Genomic DNA, 15705 nt, shown 5'->3' with positions numbered 1-15705 from the left:
GGTTACAAACACGGACCGCCCGACGAAATCAAGAGCGAAAGCACGACGGAACGCGCGATATTCGGTCCAGCATCCTCGCCCTGAGGGCGCGCCGCCCGTCCTCATATGGCTGTTTCATAGAAATGTTTTAATTTACGTAATTGTAATTTTCTTGAGAGGGCGCGATAAGGCTTCTTCCCAAAGTTGTGGCTCGCGCGCATTATTTATATGAAATTTGTTCTTCCTGCCGTTCTGCTGCTCTTCTCGCTCGCTTTTTTCACAGCGTGGCTTTCCGATCGCGGCCGCCGGTTTCTCGTGCCGTACGGCGCATGTTTCCTGCTGATTGGCATTGCCATGCTGGTCCAGCTTGGCAATGTTCCTGCGGATGAGAACCTGAACACGGTGCTTTCCGCCGCATTCTATGTGGGCGGCGCGCTGGCTGGCGGCTATGGCATCCTGCAGCGAAGCGGCTTGCGCCTTCAGCCCGCCTTCTATGCATTGAGTTTCGCGCTCATCGTCGGCGGCGTCTGGTATTATTGCTATGTCAAGCCAGATCTTCTGTCGCGGGTCTATGTGCTCAATCTGGGGATGGCGACCTTGATTCTCTCGTTCGCATGGCGAGCGCGGCGGCTGTTCCGGGGGCCGCTGGTGGACAAGTTGCTGGGGGCGATGCTGGTTCTGGTGGCGCTGCATTTCCTGCCGCGCACGTTTTTGACCGCAGGTTCGCTGCTTGGCAATGTCAATGATGACGATTTTACCCGGACCGTCTTCTGGCAATGGACGGTGTTTTCCACGGCCGTTGCGGCGGTCCTGACCGGCTTCGCCCTGCTGGGGGCAGCCGGCTATGACCGTATCACCGAGCTTTCGCGTGAACGCGACAGCGATCCGCTCACAGGGCTTCTCAACCGGCGTGGTCTGGAAATGCGCTATAACGCGCTTTCGCACACAAAAAACGGCCAGTCGGGCTGGGTCGCCGTATGCGATATCGACTACTTCAAGGCGCTGAATGATGCCTATGGCCACGCGGCAGGCGACGCTGTGCTGCAAGAATTTGCAGGAATCCTGCGCAAGCTCCTGGGCGAGCGGTCATTGATTGCCCGCACAGGCGGTGAGGAATTCGTGATCTGCGTCCATGAAATGCAGGCCGATAATGTCTTCCAGCTTCTGGAAGGAATACGCCGCAATATAGAAGGACATCCTTTCCAGTGCCTGCCGAAGGAAATCAACGTCACATGCAGCATCGGCTGTGTCCGCCTGACCGAGCAGGGCGATTTCTGGCAGACGGTCGACAAGGCTGACAAGATTCTCTACGCCGCCAAGAAAGGCGGGCGCAACCGAACCTATGTGGAAGGGCTGGTCCGCAGCGGGACGGGGTAGTAGCCTCCTGTTGGCCAGCGATAACTTTCCGGTGATAATCCAGACATCGCTGTAAAAGATGCGTATTATTGCCATCGAAAATATGAGCGGTTGAGGAGTTCCCGAAAATCCGATGAAATGCATGTCTGTTGTGTTGCCTGCGTCCGCCCTTGCCGGTTTCCTTTCCTTCGGCATGGCGGTTGTCCCGTCCTTCGCCATGAATGCCTCCGAAAAGGCCCAGCTTGAAAAGCTTGACCCGGCGACCCGCCTGGAGCAGCGATGCGACGTGGAAGCCATGGAGCGCATCACGCGGGAACAGGGCAAGTTTTCCGTCGACAAGGTTCTGGCCTACGCCTTTTCCGATCCGGTGACCAAGAAGAATTCCATCAAGGCCGATGGCGCGGCATTCCGCAGCCATGAACACTGGTACAGGCTGTCCTTTGTCTGCAAGGCCGACAAGGATCACATCAATATCGTTTCCTTCCGCTACGACATTGGCGATGAAGTGCCCCAGGACGAGTGGGACAAGCATTATCTCGTCCCCTGATCCGTTTCCGGGCTATTCCTCCGAATCGTCTGCGCGGCAGGCGGAAAGCAGCGTCACTTCCTTGGCCGTGTGATCGGCTTCGAGGTGACTCAGTACCGCCTGACCGTCATTGTCGCTCCAGCGATAGCTGTCCTGTTCGTCCACGGCGACATATTTCTTGAGATTGTCGTGCCATTGCAGCGCGATCATCTTGCCTTCGGCATCGATGACCGCAAAACCGGGCCCGCTGCCGTTGCGGATATAGGTGGCAGGCACGACGATTCCGCGTTCGCAGATATAATCGACCCGTTCGATCGGGTTTACCTCCTGAGCCTGCGCGTAGACAGAGGATGCCAGCACCAATGCCGGACCCGCAGTCACGAAAAGCGTGCCTATATAGCGTTTGCCAAATGCCATGATGAAAATCCTCTGGTCAGCCAATCATCGGGGAAGAATAGCTCTTAGACGGCGTGGTTCAAGTGGGATGGGGCAGCGCCCGAAGCGCTTGCAAACGAAAGCGAAAAAATATTCGCCGTCCCATGAAGTTTTCGTGCAACCGAAACAGGTTTCGCCCGTTGTTAGCCTGCTGGTCGTCAGACCGGCAGAGGCCCGGACCAATACTTGCCCCCCGCAACCCCAGTTCGGGCCTCACCCATTTGGGGCATCGCGCATGCTGGCCCCGTGGGTGAATGTGAGTGAATGACGCTATCGCCGGTATGTTTCGACCTGCCGGTGAAAAAATTATCCTCGAAATCTCCTTAAAACTGCGCGGATTTTTCGAAGTCGTTTCAAATAACGACCGGCTTGTGGCATCCTGTCGTCAAAGAGCTCTGATACTGTCTTGACCAATGAAACATGGAGGCGGTCATGAAGATATCGAGATTTTCGCTCACTCTGGCGGCATTGGTAGCAGCCGTTTCGCTGGCCGGAACGGTCGGGCAAAGCTTTGCCGACCAGGCGCTTCTCAACGTGTCCTATGATCCGACGCGTGAACTCTACAAGGATTACAACGCCGCCTTTGCCGCCCACTGGAAGGCGGAAACCGGCGAAACCGTCACCATTCGCGCCTCCCATGGCGGGTCGGGCAAGCAGGCTCGTTCGGTGATCGACGGCATCAAGGCCGATGTGGTCACGCTGGCGCTCGAAAGCGATATCGACGCCATTGCCGCGCTGTCGGGCAAGATCGACAAGGACTGGCGCAAGCGCCTGCCCAACAATTCCGCCCCCTATACCTCCACCATCGTTTTCCTCGTGCGCAAGGGCAATCCCAAGGGCATCAAGGATTGGGGCGATCTGGTGAAGGATGGCGTCGAGGTCATCACGCCGAACCCGAAGACGTCCGGCGGCGCGCGCTGGAACTACCTCGCCGCATGGGCCTGGGCCCATAAGCAATACGGCGGCGACGAGCAGAAGATCAAGGATTACATCGGCGAGCTGTTCCGTCATGTGCCTGTCCTCGACACTGGCGCGCGCGGCGCGACGACCACTTTCGTGCAGCGTCAGCTGGGCGATGTGCTGCTTGCCTGGGAAAACGAAGCCTATCTTTCGGTCGCGGAATTTGGCGAGGACGCCTTCGACATCGTCGTTCCGCCGCAGTCGATCCTGGCCGAGCCGCCGGTCGCGGTCGTGGACAAGAATGCCGAGGAAAACGGCACCACCAAGCTGGCGCAGGCCTATCTCGAATATCTTTATTCGCCGGAAGGACAGGCCCTTGCCGCCAAGCACTTCTACCGTCCGTCCAAGCCTGATGTTATTCCCGCCGACAAACAGCGCAAGTTTCCCGACTTGACGCTGGTGACGATCGATGATCCCATTTTCGGCGGGTGGGCCAAGGCGCAGCCCTATCATTTCGGCGATGGAGGAACCTTCGACCAGCTCTACAAGCCCGGCAAATAAATAAAGAGGGAACAAACCAGCGCATGACTTCGCTCCCTGCACGGGCCAGAGCAGGGTCGCACTTTCGAAGGCCGAGCGTCATTCCCGGTTTCGGGCTGACGTTCGGCTTCAGTGTTGCCTATCTGACCCTTCTCATACTCATTCCGCTTGCGGCATTGGTGCTGCGTTCCTCCGAAGTCGGCCTTTTCGGCTTCTGGCGTCTCATCACCGACGAGCGCACATTGAAAGCCCTTGAAACGAGCTTCGGCACCGCCTTCATCGCGGCGCTGGTCAATGTCGTCTTCGGCGTCATCCTCGCCTGGGTTCTGGTGCGCTATCGCTTTCCGGGCCGCCGCTTTGTCGATGCCATCGTCGATATTCCGTTCGCGCTGCCAACGGCGGTGGCCGGTATCGCGCTTGCCGCGATCTACGCGCCGAATGGCTGGGTCGGCAGCCTGCTGGCACCCTTGGGCATCCGGGTTGCGTTCTCGCGGGTGGGCATCGTTATCGCGCTGATCTTCATCGGCCTGCCCTTCGTGGTGCGCACGGTGCAGCCGATCATGGAGGAAATCAGCCGCGAGGTCGAAGAGGTAGCGGCAACGCTTGGCGCTTCGCGCTTCCAGACGATCTGGCGGGTGCTGCTGCCAAGCCTGCAACCGGCGATCCTTACCGGCTTCGCGCTCGCCTTCGCGCGCGGCGTCGGCGAATATGGCTCGGTCATCTTCATCGCGGGCAACACGCCCTATGTCTCGGAAATCGCGCCGCTTCTGATCGTCATCAAGCTTGAGGAATATGATTATGCCGGGGCGACAGCACTTGCCACGGTGATGCTGGCGCTTTCCTTCGCCATGCTGCTTTTCATCAATCTCATCCAGTCGTGGACACGGAGGAAATATGGTCATGGCGAATGAACCTGCCGCTTCCTCCTCCCGCGAAGGCCGAAGCGCCGTCACCGAAAGTCTGCCGACGCGCATCACGTTGATCGCTCTGGCGCTGGCTTTTCTGGCGCTTTTCCTCATCCTGCCGGTCATCGCGGTCTTCGTGGAAGCCTTCCGCAAGGGCGCGGGTGAATATCTGGCGGCGCTGGTCGAGCCGGACGCCTGGGCTGCGATAAAGCTGACCCTCCTGGTTACAGCCATTGCCGTGCCGCTCAATCTGGTGTTCGGCATTGCGGCGGCGTGGGCTATCGCCAAGTTCGAATTCAAGGGCAAGGCGTTGCTGACGACGCTGATCGACCTGCCTTTTTCCGTGTCGCCGGTCATTTCCGGCCTTGTTTTCGTGCTGCTGTTCTCAAGTCACAGCCTGCTCGGTCCGTGGCTGTCGCGGCATGGGATCGAGATATTGTTCGCCGTTCCGGGCATTGTGCTGGCAACTGTGTTCGTCACATTTCCCTTCGTTGCGCGTGAACTGATCCCGCTGATGCAGGAGCAGGGAACCGGCGACGAGGAGGCGGCGATTTCGCTCGGCGCCAATGGCTGGCAGACCTTCCGCTATGTGACGCTGCCCAACATCAAATGGGGGCTGCTCTACGGGGTTCTGCTCTGCAATGCGCGTGCAATGGGCGAATTCGGGGCCGTTTCCGTCGTCTCTGGACATATTCGCGGCCTCACCAATACGATGCCGCTGCATGTGGAAATTCTCTACAACGAATATAATTTCGTCGGCGCATTCGCGGTGGCGTCGCTCCTGGCATTTCTGGCGCTGCTGACGCTCGCCATCAAGACGGCGCTGGAATTGCGCTATGGCGATGAACTGGCCGGTAGCGGCAACGGGCACTAACATTTGAAGAAGCATGGCCGCATGGCGGCAGGGGAAAGGATTGGGAATGGAAGTTCGTGTTGCCGGTGTGCGTAAGGAGTTCGCTCGCTTCCCGGCGTTGCATAATGTCTCGCTGGATATTCGTTCCGGCGAGCTGATCGCTTTGCTCGGGCCTTCCGGCTCAGGCAAGACTACGCTTTTGCGCCTCATTGCCGGGCTGGAAACCCCGACTGAAGGCACCATCTTTTTCGGTGACGAGGACGCATCGCAGAAGAGCGTGCAGGAACGCAATGTCGGTTTCGTCTTCCAGCATTATGCGCTGTTTCGCCATATGACGGTTGCGGACAATATCGGCTTCGGCCTCAAGGTTCGCCCGAGCGCGACGCGCCCGTCGAGTGAGGCCATTCGCAGCCGCGCGCTGGAGCTGCTCGATCTCGTGCAGTTGCAGGGGCTGGAAAAGCGCTATCCGGCTCAGCTTTCCGGCGGCCAGCGCCAGCGCGTGGCGCTCGCCCGCGCCATGGCCATCGAACCGAAAGTCCTGCTTCTCGACGAACCGTTCGGCGCGCTCGATGCGCTGGTGCGCAAGGAACTGCGCCGCTGGCTGCGCGAGATCCACGACAAGACCGGCCACACCACCGTTTTCGTGACCCATGATCAGGACGAGGCGCTGGAGCTTGCCGACCGCGTGGTGGTGATGAGCCAGGGTCGTATCGAGCAGGTCGGCACACCGGACGAAGTCTATGACAATCCGAATTCCCCCGGCGTCTACGGCTTTATCGGCGAATCGAGCACGCTTCCGGTGCGGGTTGAAAAGGGTGAGGTCTGGCTGGTGGACCGCAATATCGGCCTGACCGCTGAGGGCGTGGCGGACGGGGATGCGCAGCTCTTCTTCCGTCCGCACGATGTCGAATTGCTGGACGGTTGCGGCGGCTGCATCGCTGGCACGGTGGTGGCAAGCCGCCGTTCGGGCGGCAAGCGGCGCGTCGAACTGGAAGTCGGCGGCGCACGCGAGCGGGTCGAGATCGAAATTCCAGCCGAACATCCAGCCGCGGAAAAGAGCCGCATCGCTTTTCGCCCGCGTTACTGGAAGCTTTTTCCGGCGGAGAACACCGGTTCCTGATCGTCACTTTCCGGTGAACCGAAACGCAAGGCCCGGCAGACACGCGGTGATTCCCGCGCATCTGCCGGGCTTTTCTCTATCGGCTTTCTATCGGCGAGCACGAGCCTTGCGGCGCTGAAATTTTGCAAGGCGTTACCTGCGGTAGTATTATTTTTATTTTCAATATGTTAGGGTTGCAGTGAATGGGGAATTTCATAACGCAAAATTAATGGGCGGAAAGAATTGTGCGTTGCGATTTAAACGGTTTGAATATCAGCACATTGCGCCGTCGCATTTTGGCCAAATGCGCTCGACATTCAGGGAACCGATCACGGATACTGCCGTTTCCCTGAAATGAAAATTCGGACTAATGTCAGTATCCACCCGCCGCAGATAACTCATTTCCTTCGGAAAGGCTGTTAAGGCAGATGCCGGAATTGTCTTCTTCGCTCTCCAGATCAACCTCTACCGAGAATAAATCGCCGATGCAGAAACCTTCGATGGAACCCGAATCCAGCGAACATCGTGCGTCGGTCGGGATTCCGCCCGAGCAGCCATCTCCCATCCGGGCCTTATACAAGACCGAGGAAGAACTTGGCGCGCTTGCCGCTGCCGTGGCGCGGGGTGAAGACATTCCGCTGCCGGGCTATATTGCCTTCCCGTTCGATCAGCGCCTGTCTGAAAACGGCAAGCTGATCCTGCACGCCTATCGCGCTTCCGATGCGGCGTCGCGCGCGGGCGAAACCATCACGCCAGCCGCGCAATGGCTGCTCGACAACCATTACCAGATCGACAAGAACGTGCAGCAGGCCCGCCGCGACCTGCCGCGCCGCTTCATCCGCCAATTGCCGCTCTACAAGGCTGCGACCGGGCACTATGAAGGCATGCCGCGCATTTTCGCGCTGGCCTGGCTCTATGTCGCCCATACGGACAGCAATTTTTCGCTGAAGACGCTGACGGCCATCGTCAAGGGTTTCCAGACCGTCGAGCCGCTCAAGATCGGTGAATTGTGGGCGCTGCCTTCCGCGGTGCGCTATTTCCTGATCGAGAATGCGCGGCGTCTGGCGCTGCGCGTCGACCGCGCGCGCATCATGCGCAATCTCGCCAATACCGCCGCCGACCGCATTGTGGTTGCAGCCGATGGCACTGAGCTGGATTCGGTCCTGGCGCAATATGCCGATGCCGCCCGCGACAGCACCTTCGCGACCCACCTTCTTTATCGCCTGCGCTCCGCCTCCACCGACACAACGGCTGCTGCAAGCTGGCTGGAACGGATACTGGAACAGGAAGGCAGCAACCCCGAAGACGCCATCGTCGAGGAACATGCCCGCCAGTCCACCGGCGGCGTGACGATGGGCAACGTGATCCGTTCGCTCAAGTCCATTGACGACGTGGACTGGGAAACCTGGTTCGAAACCGTCAACGAGGTCGATGCGATCCTGCGCGACCACAGCGATTTCGAGCTTCTGGATTTCCGCTCCCGCAACGCCTATCGCGTCACCATCGAAAAGCTCGCCCGCTATTCGGATATGAGCGAAATCGATATCACATGGGCGGCGCTCAAGCTGGCCGAGGACGGCCACCGCGCCGAAAAGGCCGGGCACCCTGAAGCCGAAGGCAAGGGCGCCATCGCCTATTACCTCTCCGGCGAAGGCCGCAGGGAATTGGAAAAAGTCTGCGGCTATCACGCGCCTTTCGGCGTCAAGGCGCTGCGTTTCTATCGCGGTCTTGGCCTCTGGGGCCTGTTCATTCCCACGGCGATCTTCACGATCCTGATTCTCACTCTCGTCAATTACTGCATGATCCGCGCCGGTCTTTCGACCGATCTGCGCACGCTGTTCACGCTGCTGGCGCTCTTCCCGGCGATGGATGCGTCCTATTCGCTGTTCAATGCGCTGGTGCCGTGGTTCGTGCAACCGACACGGCTCATCGGTTTTGAATATAAGGAAGGCCTGCCGGAAGAGGCGCGCACGCTGGTCGCGGTGCCGACCTTCATCACCTCGCGTGATTCCATCGACGAGCAGATCCGCAATCTCGAAGTGCACTATCTCACCAATCCGCGTGGTGAAATCTATTTCGCACTGGTCAGCGACTGGACCGATGCGAAGCACGAGATCACGCCTGCGGATATGGAAATCTACGAATATGCGCGAGAGGAAATCGCCAAGCTCAACGAGCACTATACGGGCGACGACCAGCCGCGCTTTTTCCTTCTGCATCGCCGCCGCCTGTTCAACGAGAAGCAGAATTGCTGGATGGGCTGGGAGCGCAAGCGCGGCAAGCTGCATGAGCTGAACCTGCTGTTGCGCGGCGATCAGGATACCAGCTTCTTCCCCGCCGACGAGCGCCTGCCGAAGGAAATCAAATATGTGATGACGCTGGACGCCGATACGCGTCTGACGCCGGAATCCGTCACGCATCTGGCCGGCAAGCTCAGCCATCCGCTGAACCGCCCGATCATCGACGAAAAGACCGGCAAGGTCATCCGCGGCTACGGCATTCTCCAGCCGCGCGTCACGCCTTCGCTCACCACCGGCGACGAGGCGTCGTTCCTGCAGCGCGTCTTCTCGGTCAATCGCGGTATCGATCCTTACGTCTTTGCCGTATCCGACACCTATCAGGACCTGCTCGGCGAAGGCACCTTCACCGGCAAGGGCCTTTACGACATCGATGCTTTCGAGGCCGCGCTGAAGGGCCGCGTGCCGGAAAACACGCTGCTCAGCCACGACCTTCTCGAAGGCGGCTATGCCCGCGCGGCGCTCGTCAGCGACGTCGAGGTGGTCGAGGATTATCCGACCGGCTATAATGTCGACGTGTCGCGCCACCATCGCTGGGCGCGTGGCGACTGGCAGCTTCTGCCGTGGCTTTTCTCCACCAATGCCGGTGTCAGCGCCATCACGCGCTGGAAGATGGTCGACAATCTGCGCCGCTCGCTCAATCCGATCCTGTGGCTGATTGCAGCCGTTGTCGGCTGGAGCGTGCTGCCAATCGGGCCCGCTGCCGTCTGGCAGGGCTTCCTCATCCTTTCCATGTTCGTGGCGCCCACCTTCGGGATTGTCACCAATCTCATTCCGCGTAACATGGACTATTCGCTGAAAGGCCACGCGCAGTCGGTGCTGACCGACATTGCGCTCGGCACGGCGGATGTGGCGCTGCGCACCACCTTCATCGCCCATTCGGCGTTCCTGATGGCGGACGCCATTGCGCGCACCGTCTATCGCCTGTTCGTCTCGCACCGCAATCTTCTGGAATGGCGCACGGCGGCGCAGGCGAGAACCTCGCCCGATACGCTGTTGTTCTATTTCCAGCTCATGTGGCCCGCCATGGCCATTGCGGGACTGGCGATCTTCGTCCCGCTTGCCGCTGAAAGCCACGCCGCGCTGATCGCGGCACCTTTCGCCGTCATCTGGTTTGCCTCGCCGCTGATCGCCTGGCTGGTCAGCCGGTCGGCCAAGCCGCAGGACACGCTGGAAGTGCTTTCTTCCGACAAGTCCGACCTGCGCCGCTATGCGCGCCGGACCTGGCGTTATTTTGCCGATTTCGCCAACGAGGAAAACAACCATCTGCCGCCGGACAATTTCCAGGAAGACCCGGCGCCGATTGTCGCGCAGCGCACATCGCCGACCAATATCGGTGTCTATCTCCTGTCGGTTGTTGCGGCCCGCGATTTCGGTTGGATCGGCTTCGGCGAAACGCTGGATCGCGTCGAGGCGACGGTCGCGACGCTCGAGAAGATGGAGAAATATCAGGGCCATCTCTATAACTGGTACGAGACCAACACGCTGACGCCGATGCGTCCGCTTTATGTCTCGGCGGTGGATAGCGGCAACCTTGCCGGCCATCTGGTCACGCTCTCCTCGGCCATGGAAGAATGGGCGGAAGCGCCGTCCGTCTATATGCAGGGCGACCTCGACGGCATTCTCGATGTCAACGACATCCTTGAAGAGACAATCGCGAAAATCCCGGACGACCGCCGGATTCTGCGTCCTCTGCGCCGCCGCCTGGAAGAGCGGATCGCCAATTTCCGCCGCGCCGTGCTGTCCATCAAGGACGAGCCGGAAACGGCGTCCTTCCGCACCATCAACCTGTCGCTTTTCGCGACCGACATCGTCCGGCTGATGGATGAACTCGACGGCGAGATTGAAACCCCGGCAAGCGCCGAAGCCGTGGAATGGGCGCGCATTCTGGTCGATACCTGCAAGGCGCATACGGACGATTCCATCGGCGAACACGACACGGACGCGCTGCGGGAGCGCCTGCGCGATCTCGCGACCCGTTCGCGCCAGTTGGCATTCGACATGCAGTTCGGCTTCCTGGAACGGAAAGAACGCCGCCTGCTTTCCATCGGTTTCCGCGTGCAGGAAAACGAACTGGACGAAAGCTGCTACGATCTTCTCGCATCGGAAGCGCGCCTGGCGAGCCTGTTTGCCATCGCCAAGGGCGACGTGCCGGTCGAGCATTGGTTCAAGCTTGGCCGTCTTCTGGTGCCGGTGGGCTGGAAGGGCGCTCTGCTCTCCTGGTCCGGCTCGATGTTCGAATATCTGATGCCGCCGCTGGTCATGTCCGAGCCGCTCGGTTCTCTGCTCGACCAGACCAACAAGCTTGTGGTGCAGCGCCAGATCGACTATGCGACCTCGCGCGGCCTGCCATGGGGTATTTCGGAAGCGGCGTTCAATGCGCGCGACGCGCATATGAACTACCAGTATTCGAATTTCGGCGTCCCGAACCTCGGCCTGCAGCGCGGCCTGTCGCGCAACGCCGTCATCGCGCCCTATGCGAGCCTGCTTGCCGCGCAATATCAGCCTGCCGCAGCCGTCGCCAACCTCAAGCGCCTTGCCAAGCTCGGTGCGCTTGGACGCTACGGCTTCCACGATTCGGTGGACTTCACCCCGTCGCGTGTCCGCGAAGGTGAAACCTGTGCGGTCGTGAAGAACTACTATGCCCACCATCATGGCATGTCGATCATCGCGGTCAATAACGTGATCTTCGAAGGCCGGATGCGCGAACGCTTCCACTCCGATCCGGTGATCGAGGCTGCCGAACTGCTGCTGCAGGAAAAGGCGCCGCGCGAAATCCCGATGATCTACGCCAAGACGGAAAACCCGATGCGGGTGGATTCCGGCGGTTTCGACGACGCGCCGATGCGGATCGTCGACAAGCCGTTTAAGGCGCCGCGCACCACGCATATGATGTCGAACGGGCAATATGCGCTGATGGTGACGGCCAATGGCTCGGGCTACAGCCGCTGGCACAATTGGGACATCACCCGTTTCCACGCCGATGCGTCGGAAGACCTTCAGGGTACGTTCCTGTTCCTGCGCGACATGGAAAGCGGCTACTGGTGGTCGGCAACCGGCGAGCCGGTCCGCAACCCGGAAGAGGAAACCAAGACAGTCTTCACCGAGGACAAGGCGGAGTTCTACAAGACCGCCGGTGATATCAAGACCGTCATGGAAGTGATCGTGTCGTCGGAATCCGATGGTGAGGGCCGCAGGCTCGACATCATCAACACGTCGGCCCGCGACCGCATGATCGAGGTCACTTCCTATGCGGAACTGGTGCTGACCGACAGCGACAGCGATGCCGCCCATCCGGCCTTTGCCAAGATGTTCGTGGAAACCGAAATCTCCGATAACGGTTCGACCATCTATGCCAAGCGCCGCAAGCGCGGGCCGTCCGACCCCGATATTCATGTCGCGCATTTCGTGACCGATCTTTCCGGCTCGATCCGCGAGACGGAAGTCGAAACCGACCGCCGTGCCTTTGTCGGGCGCGGCCGCAGCCTGCGCGATGCGGCTGCCTTCGATCCGGGCGCCAAGTTCACCGGCAGTCAGGGCTGCGTGCTCGACCCGATTGCTTCGGTGCGCACGCGCGTCCGCGTTCCGGCGCATAAAAAGGTGAGCCTCGTTTTCTGGACCTTCGCAGGCGGCAGCCGCGATGCGGTGGAACACGCCGTGGCGCTGCATCGCCATCCGGAAACCTTCGCCCGCGAATATTCCCTGTCGTGGACCAGTTCGCAGGTGCAGCTCTATCATATTGGCATCAAGCCGGCGGAAGCTGCCGATTACCAGAAGGTCGCCGCCTATCTGCTTTATCCGGAGCGGACATTGCGCCAGCCGCCGGAAACCATCGCCAGCGGCCTTGGCAAGCAGTCGGACCTCTGGCCGATGTCGATTTCGGGCGATTATCCGATCTTCGCGCTGCGCATCGACAACGAAGCCGATCTCGACGTGTTGCGAGGTGTGCTGCGCGCGCAGGAATACTGGCGCTCGAAGGGCCTGACCGTCGATGTCGTTGCGGTCAACGAGCGTGCTTTCTCCTATGCGCAGGATACACAGCGCGCCATCGATTGGATCGTCGAAGGGTTCCGCGCCCGTGGCGGTGGCCAGCCGCACATCTTCGCGGTGCGCCGCGACCAGATGAGCGACGAAAGCTACAACACGCTGCTGGCTTCGGCGCGTATCGTCATGCACGCACAGAACGGCTCGCTGGCCGAGCAGTTGCGCCGCAGCGAGGAAATCATTGTCGATCTGGCTGCGCGCGACGCCAAGACCGCGATTGGCGGTCAGGCTTCGGCACAGATGTCCGCTCAGGGACTGGGCGCTGCCGGTCTCGCGCCTGTCGCCATCGAGCGTGGGACGGAAGAACGCCGTCCTGTGGTCAAGCCTGCGGTGAACCGTCCGGCTCCGTCCGGTGACGATCTCCGCTTCTGGAACGGCTATGGCGGCTTTGCCGAGGATGGCTCTTATGTGGTGCGCATCAACAATCGCACCACCACGCCGCATCCGTGGATCAATGTGATTGCCAATCCGAATTTCGGCTTCCATGTCTCGGCGGAAGGTTCGGCCTTCACCTGGGCAGGCAACAGCCGCGATTATCAGCTCACCCCATGGGCGAACGATCCGGTCACGAACCGTCCGGGCGAGGCGATCTATATCCTCGACCGTGAAACGGGCCGCACCTTTGCGCCAACCGCAAGCGTGTTGCGCGACGAGGCGGTGACTTACGAAGCGCGCCATGGCCACGGCTATTCGAGCTTCGGGGCACAGCATGGCGAACTGGCGCTAGACCTGACCCACATCGTGGATACGGACAAGCCGGTGCGTCTCTCGCGCCTGACCATCACCAACAAGGGGCGCTCCAAGCGCAAGCTGCGCGTCTATGGTTATGTGGAATGGGTGCTGGGCAATGCCCGCGCCAAGAACGTGCCTTTCATCGTGCCGTCGCAGGACGAGGAACTGGGTGCGCTCTTTGCAGGCAATCCGTATCATCCCGACAAGTCCGGGCAGATCGCCTTCTTTACGGCAACCGAGAAGCCACAATCCGTCACCGCCGACCGCAGCGAGTTCATCGGTACCACCGGTTCGGTGGACAGGCCCGAGGTCGTGCTGGCTGGCAAGGCGCTTTCGGGCACGGTCGAAGCAGGCCGCGACCCTTGTGCGGCGCTTGCCCTCGATATTGAAGTCGGCCCCGGCGAAGCACGTGAGGTCGTCTTCCTGCTCGGCAATGCCGCGGACCAGAAGCAGGCAAAGACGCTGATCGCCGAGACCCGCAAGGTTTCGTTCAGCGACAGGCTTGCCGCTGCAAGGCAACAGTGGGAAGGCCTGTTCGACCGCGTTCAGGTGAAAACACCCGATCCGGCTTTCGACCTTCTGGTCAATGGTTGGCTGCCTTATCAGGCGATTGCCTGCCGTATCTGGGCGCGTGCCGCCTTCTATCAGGCAAGCGGTGCGTTCGGCTTCCGCGACCAGTTGCAGGACACGCTGTCGCTGCTGCTCATCGATCCGACGCTTGCCCGCGCGCAGATCCTCAATGCCGCATCGCGCCAGTTCCCGGAAGGCGATGTCCAGCATTGGTGGTTGCCTGCCACGGGCGCAGGCGTCCGCACGCTGATCTCGGACGATGTCGTCTGGCTCGGCTATGGTACGTCGCTCTATGTCGAGACGACGGGCGACCGCGCCATCCTCGACGAAAAGCTGCCGTTCCTCGAAGGACGCAAGCTTGAGGAGGGTGAACACGACGCCTTCTATGAGCCCGAAATCTCAAAGGACACGGCAAGCCTCTACGAGCATTGCGCCCTGGCGCTTGATCTCGCGGTGACGCGGACCGGCAAGCACGGCCTGCCGCTGATCCTTGGCGGCGACTGGAACGACGGCATGAATCTGGTCGGCGTGAAGGGCGAGGGCGAGAGCGTGTGGCTCGGCTGGTTCCTCGCCTATACGCTCGGCAGATTCATTCCGATTGCCGAAGCGCGCAAGGACAAGAAACGCGTCGACATCTGGAAAGCCCATCTGGAAAGCCTGACGGCGGCGCTCGACCGCGACGGCTGGGACGGTGAATGGTATCGCCGCGGCTTCTACGACAACGGCGCGCCGCTTGGCTCGAAGGACAGCGACGAGTGCCAGATCGATGCAATCGCCCAGTCATGGAGTGTGCTGTCGGGCGTTGCCGATCCGAAGCGCGCCGAGCAGGCCATGGCCTCGCTCGAAAAGTACCTGCTGGATGAGGAGGGCGAATTGCTGCGCCTCTTCACGCCGCCTTTCGACAGAACCGTGCAGGAGCCGGGTTACATCAAGGGCTATCCGCCCGGCGTCCGCGAGAATGGCGGACAGTATACCCACGGTGCGACCTGGGCCATTCTGGCGCTCGCCCGCATGGGCAAGACGGCGGAAGCATGGAAGCTGTTCTCGCTCATCAGCCCGGTCAGCCATGGCCGCAACCCGGATATCTACCGCGTCGAGCCTTATGTGATTGCAGCCGACATCTATTCCGTCGAGCCGCGTCGCGGACAGGGCGGCTGGACCTGGTACACCGGCTCGGCCGGCTGGTTCTATCGCGTGGCGACGGAAGGCATCCTCGGCGTCACCAAGCGCGGTGACCGCCTGCATCTTGATCCGGCCTTGCCGCCGGAATGGGACGGCTATGAAGCGGAACTCCGCTTCGGCGAAGCCCTCTACCGCGTCAAGGTCGTGGCCGGTGGGAAGGATAAGGTGATCAAGCTCAATGGCCGCAAGGTCGGCAAGCCGGAAGAGGGTGTGCCCATCAAGCCGGACGGCGAACACGAAATCATCGTGGAGCTTCCCAAACAGAAGTGAACCGATTAGAAAGGCGG

At 60.6% G+C, this 15705-nt stretch carries 8 protein-coding genes; 7 read left to right on the top strand and 1 reads right to left on the bottom strand.

Annotated elements, in window-relative coordinates:
• The first annotated feature begins 207 nt into the window (after positions 1–207).
• Together AC0TOF_RS15705 and AC0TOF_RS15700 are read left to right on the top strand one after the other, a co-directional pair.
• Entirely contained in the window at positions 208–1356 is a 1149-nt protein-coding gene (locus tag AC0TOF_RS15705; protein WP_473768943.1) for a GGDEF domain-containing protein, read from the top strand.
• 112 nt (positions 1357–1468) lie between these two features.
• Entirely contained in the window at positions 1469–1882 is a 414-nt protein-coding gene (locus tag AC0TOF_RS15700) for a DUF930 domain-containing protein (RefSeq protein WP_473768942.1), read from the top strand.
• Between the two features lie 12 nt (positions 1883–1894).
• Here the strand turns inward: AC0TOF_RS15700 and AC0TOF_RS15695 are convergent, their stop codons facing one another.
• Entirely contained in the window at positions 1895–2278 is a 384-nt protein-coding gene (locus AC0TOF_RS15695; RefSeq protein WP_122003017.1) for a hypothetical protein, read from the bottom strand.
• 450 nt (positions 2279–2728) lie between these two features.
• Between AC0TOF_RS15695 and AC0TOF_RS15690 the strand changes: the two genes are divergently transcribed.
• From AC0TOF_RS15690 to AC0TOF_RS15670, 5 genes are all read left to right on the top strand, one after another.
• Positions 2729–3757, top strand: a complete 1029-nt coding sequence (locus AC0TOF_RS15690) for a sulfate ABC transporter substrate-binding protein (RefSeq protein WP_473768941.1) — start codon at positions 2729–2731, stop codon at positions 3755–3757.
• Positions 3758–3780: 23 nt separating this feature from the next.
• Positions 3781–4647, top strand: coding sequence for a sulfate ABC transporter permease subunit CysT (gene cysT / locus AC0TOF_RS15685; RefSeq protein WP_473768940.1), 867 nt, complete (start codon positions 3781–3783; stop codon positions 4645–4647).
• On the top strand, positions 4631–5515 hold the full coding sequence (cysW, locus tag AC0TOF_RS15680; protein ID WP_122003020.1) for a sulfate ABC transporter permease subunit CysW: 885 nt from the start codon (positions 4631–4633) through the stop codon (positions 5513–5515). Before cysT ends, cysW begins: the two co-directional genes overlap by 17 nt.
• A gap of 46 nt (positions 5516–5561) precedes the next feature.
• The gene (locus tag AC0TOF_RS15675; RefSeq protein WP_473768939.1) at positions 5562–6614 is read left to right on the top strand and encodes a sulfate/molybdate ABC transporter ATP-binding protein; all 1053 of its coding nucleotides are present in this window, start codon (positions 5562–5564) and stop codon (positions 6612–6614) included.
• 407 nt (positions 6615–7021) lie between these two features.
• A complete protein-coding gene (locus tag AC0TOF_RS15670) occupies positions 7022–15688 on the top strand; it encodes a glycoside hydrolase family 94 protein (protein WP_473768938.1) in 8667 nt (2888 codons plus the stop codon).
• The last annotated feature ends 17 nt before the right edge of the window (positions 15689–15705 follow it).

It is taken from the genome of Ochrobactrum sp. PL_is501, from assembly GCF_055816895.1.
This window is presented reverse-complemented; position numbering and strand designations above follow the sequence as displayed.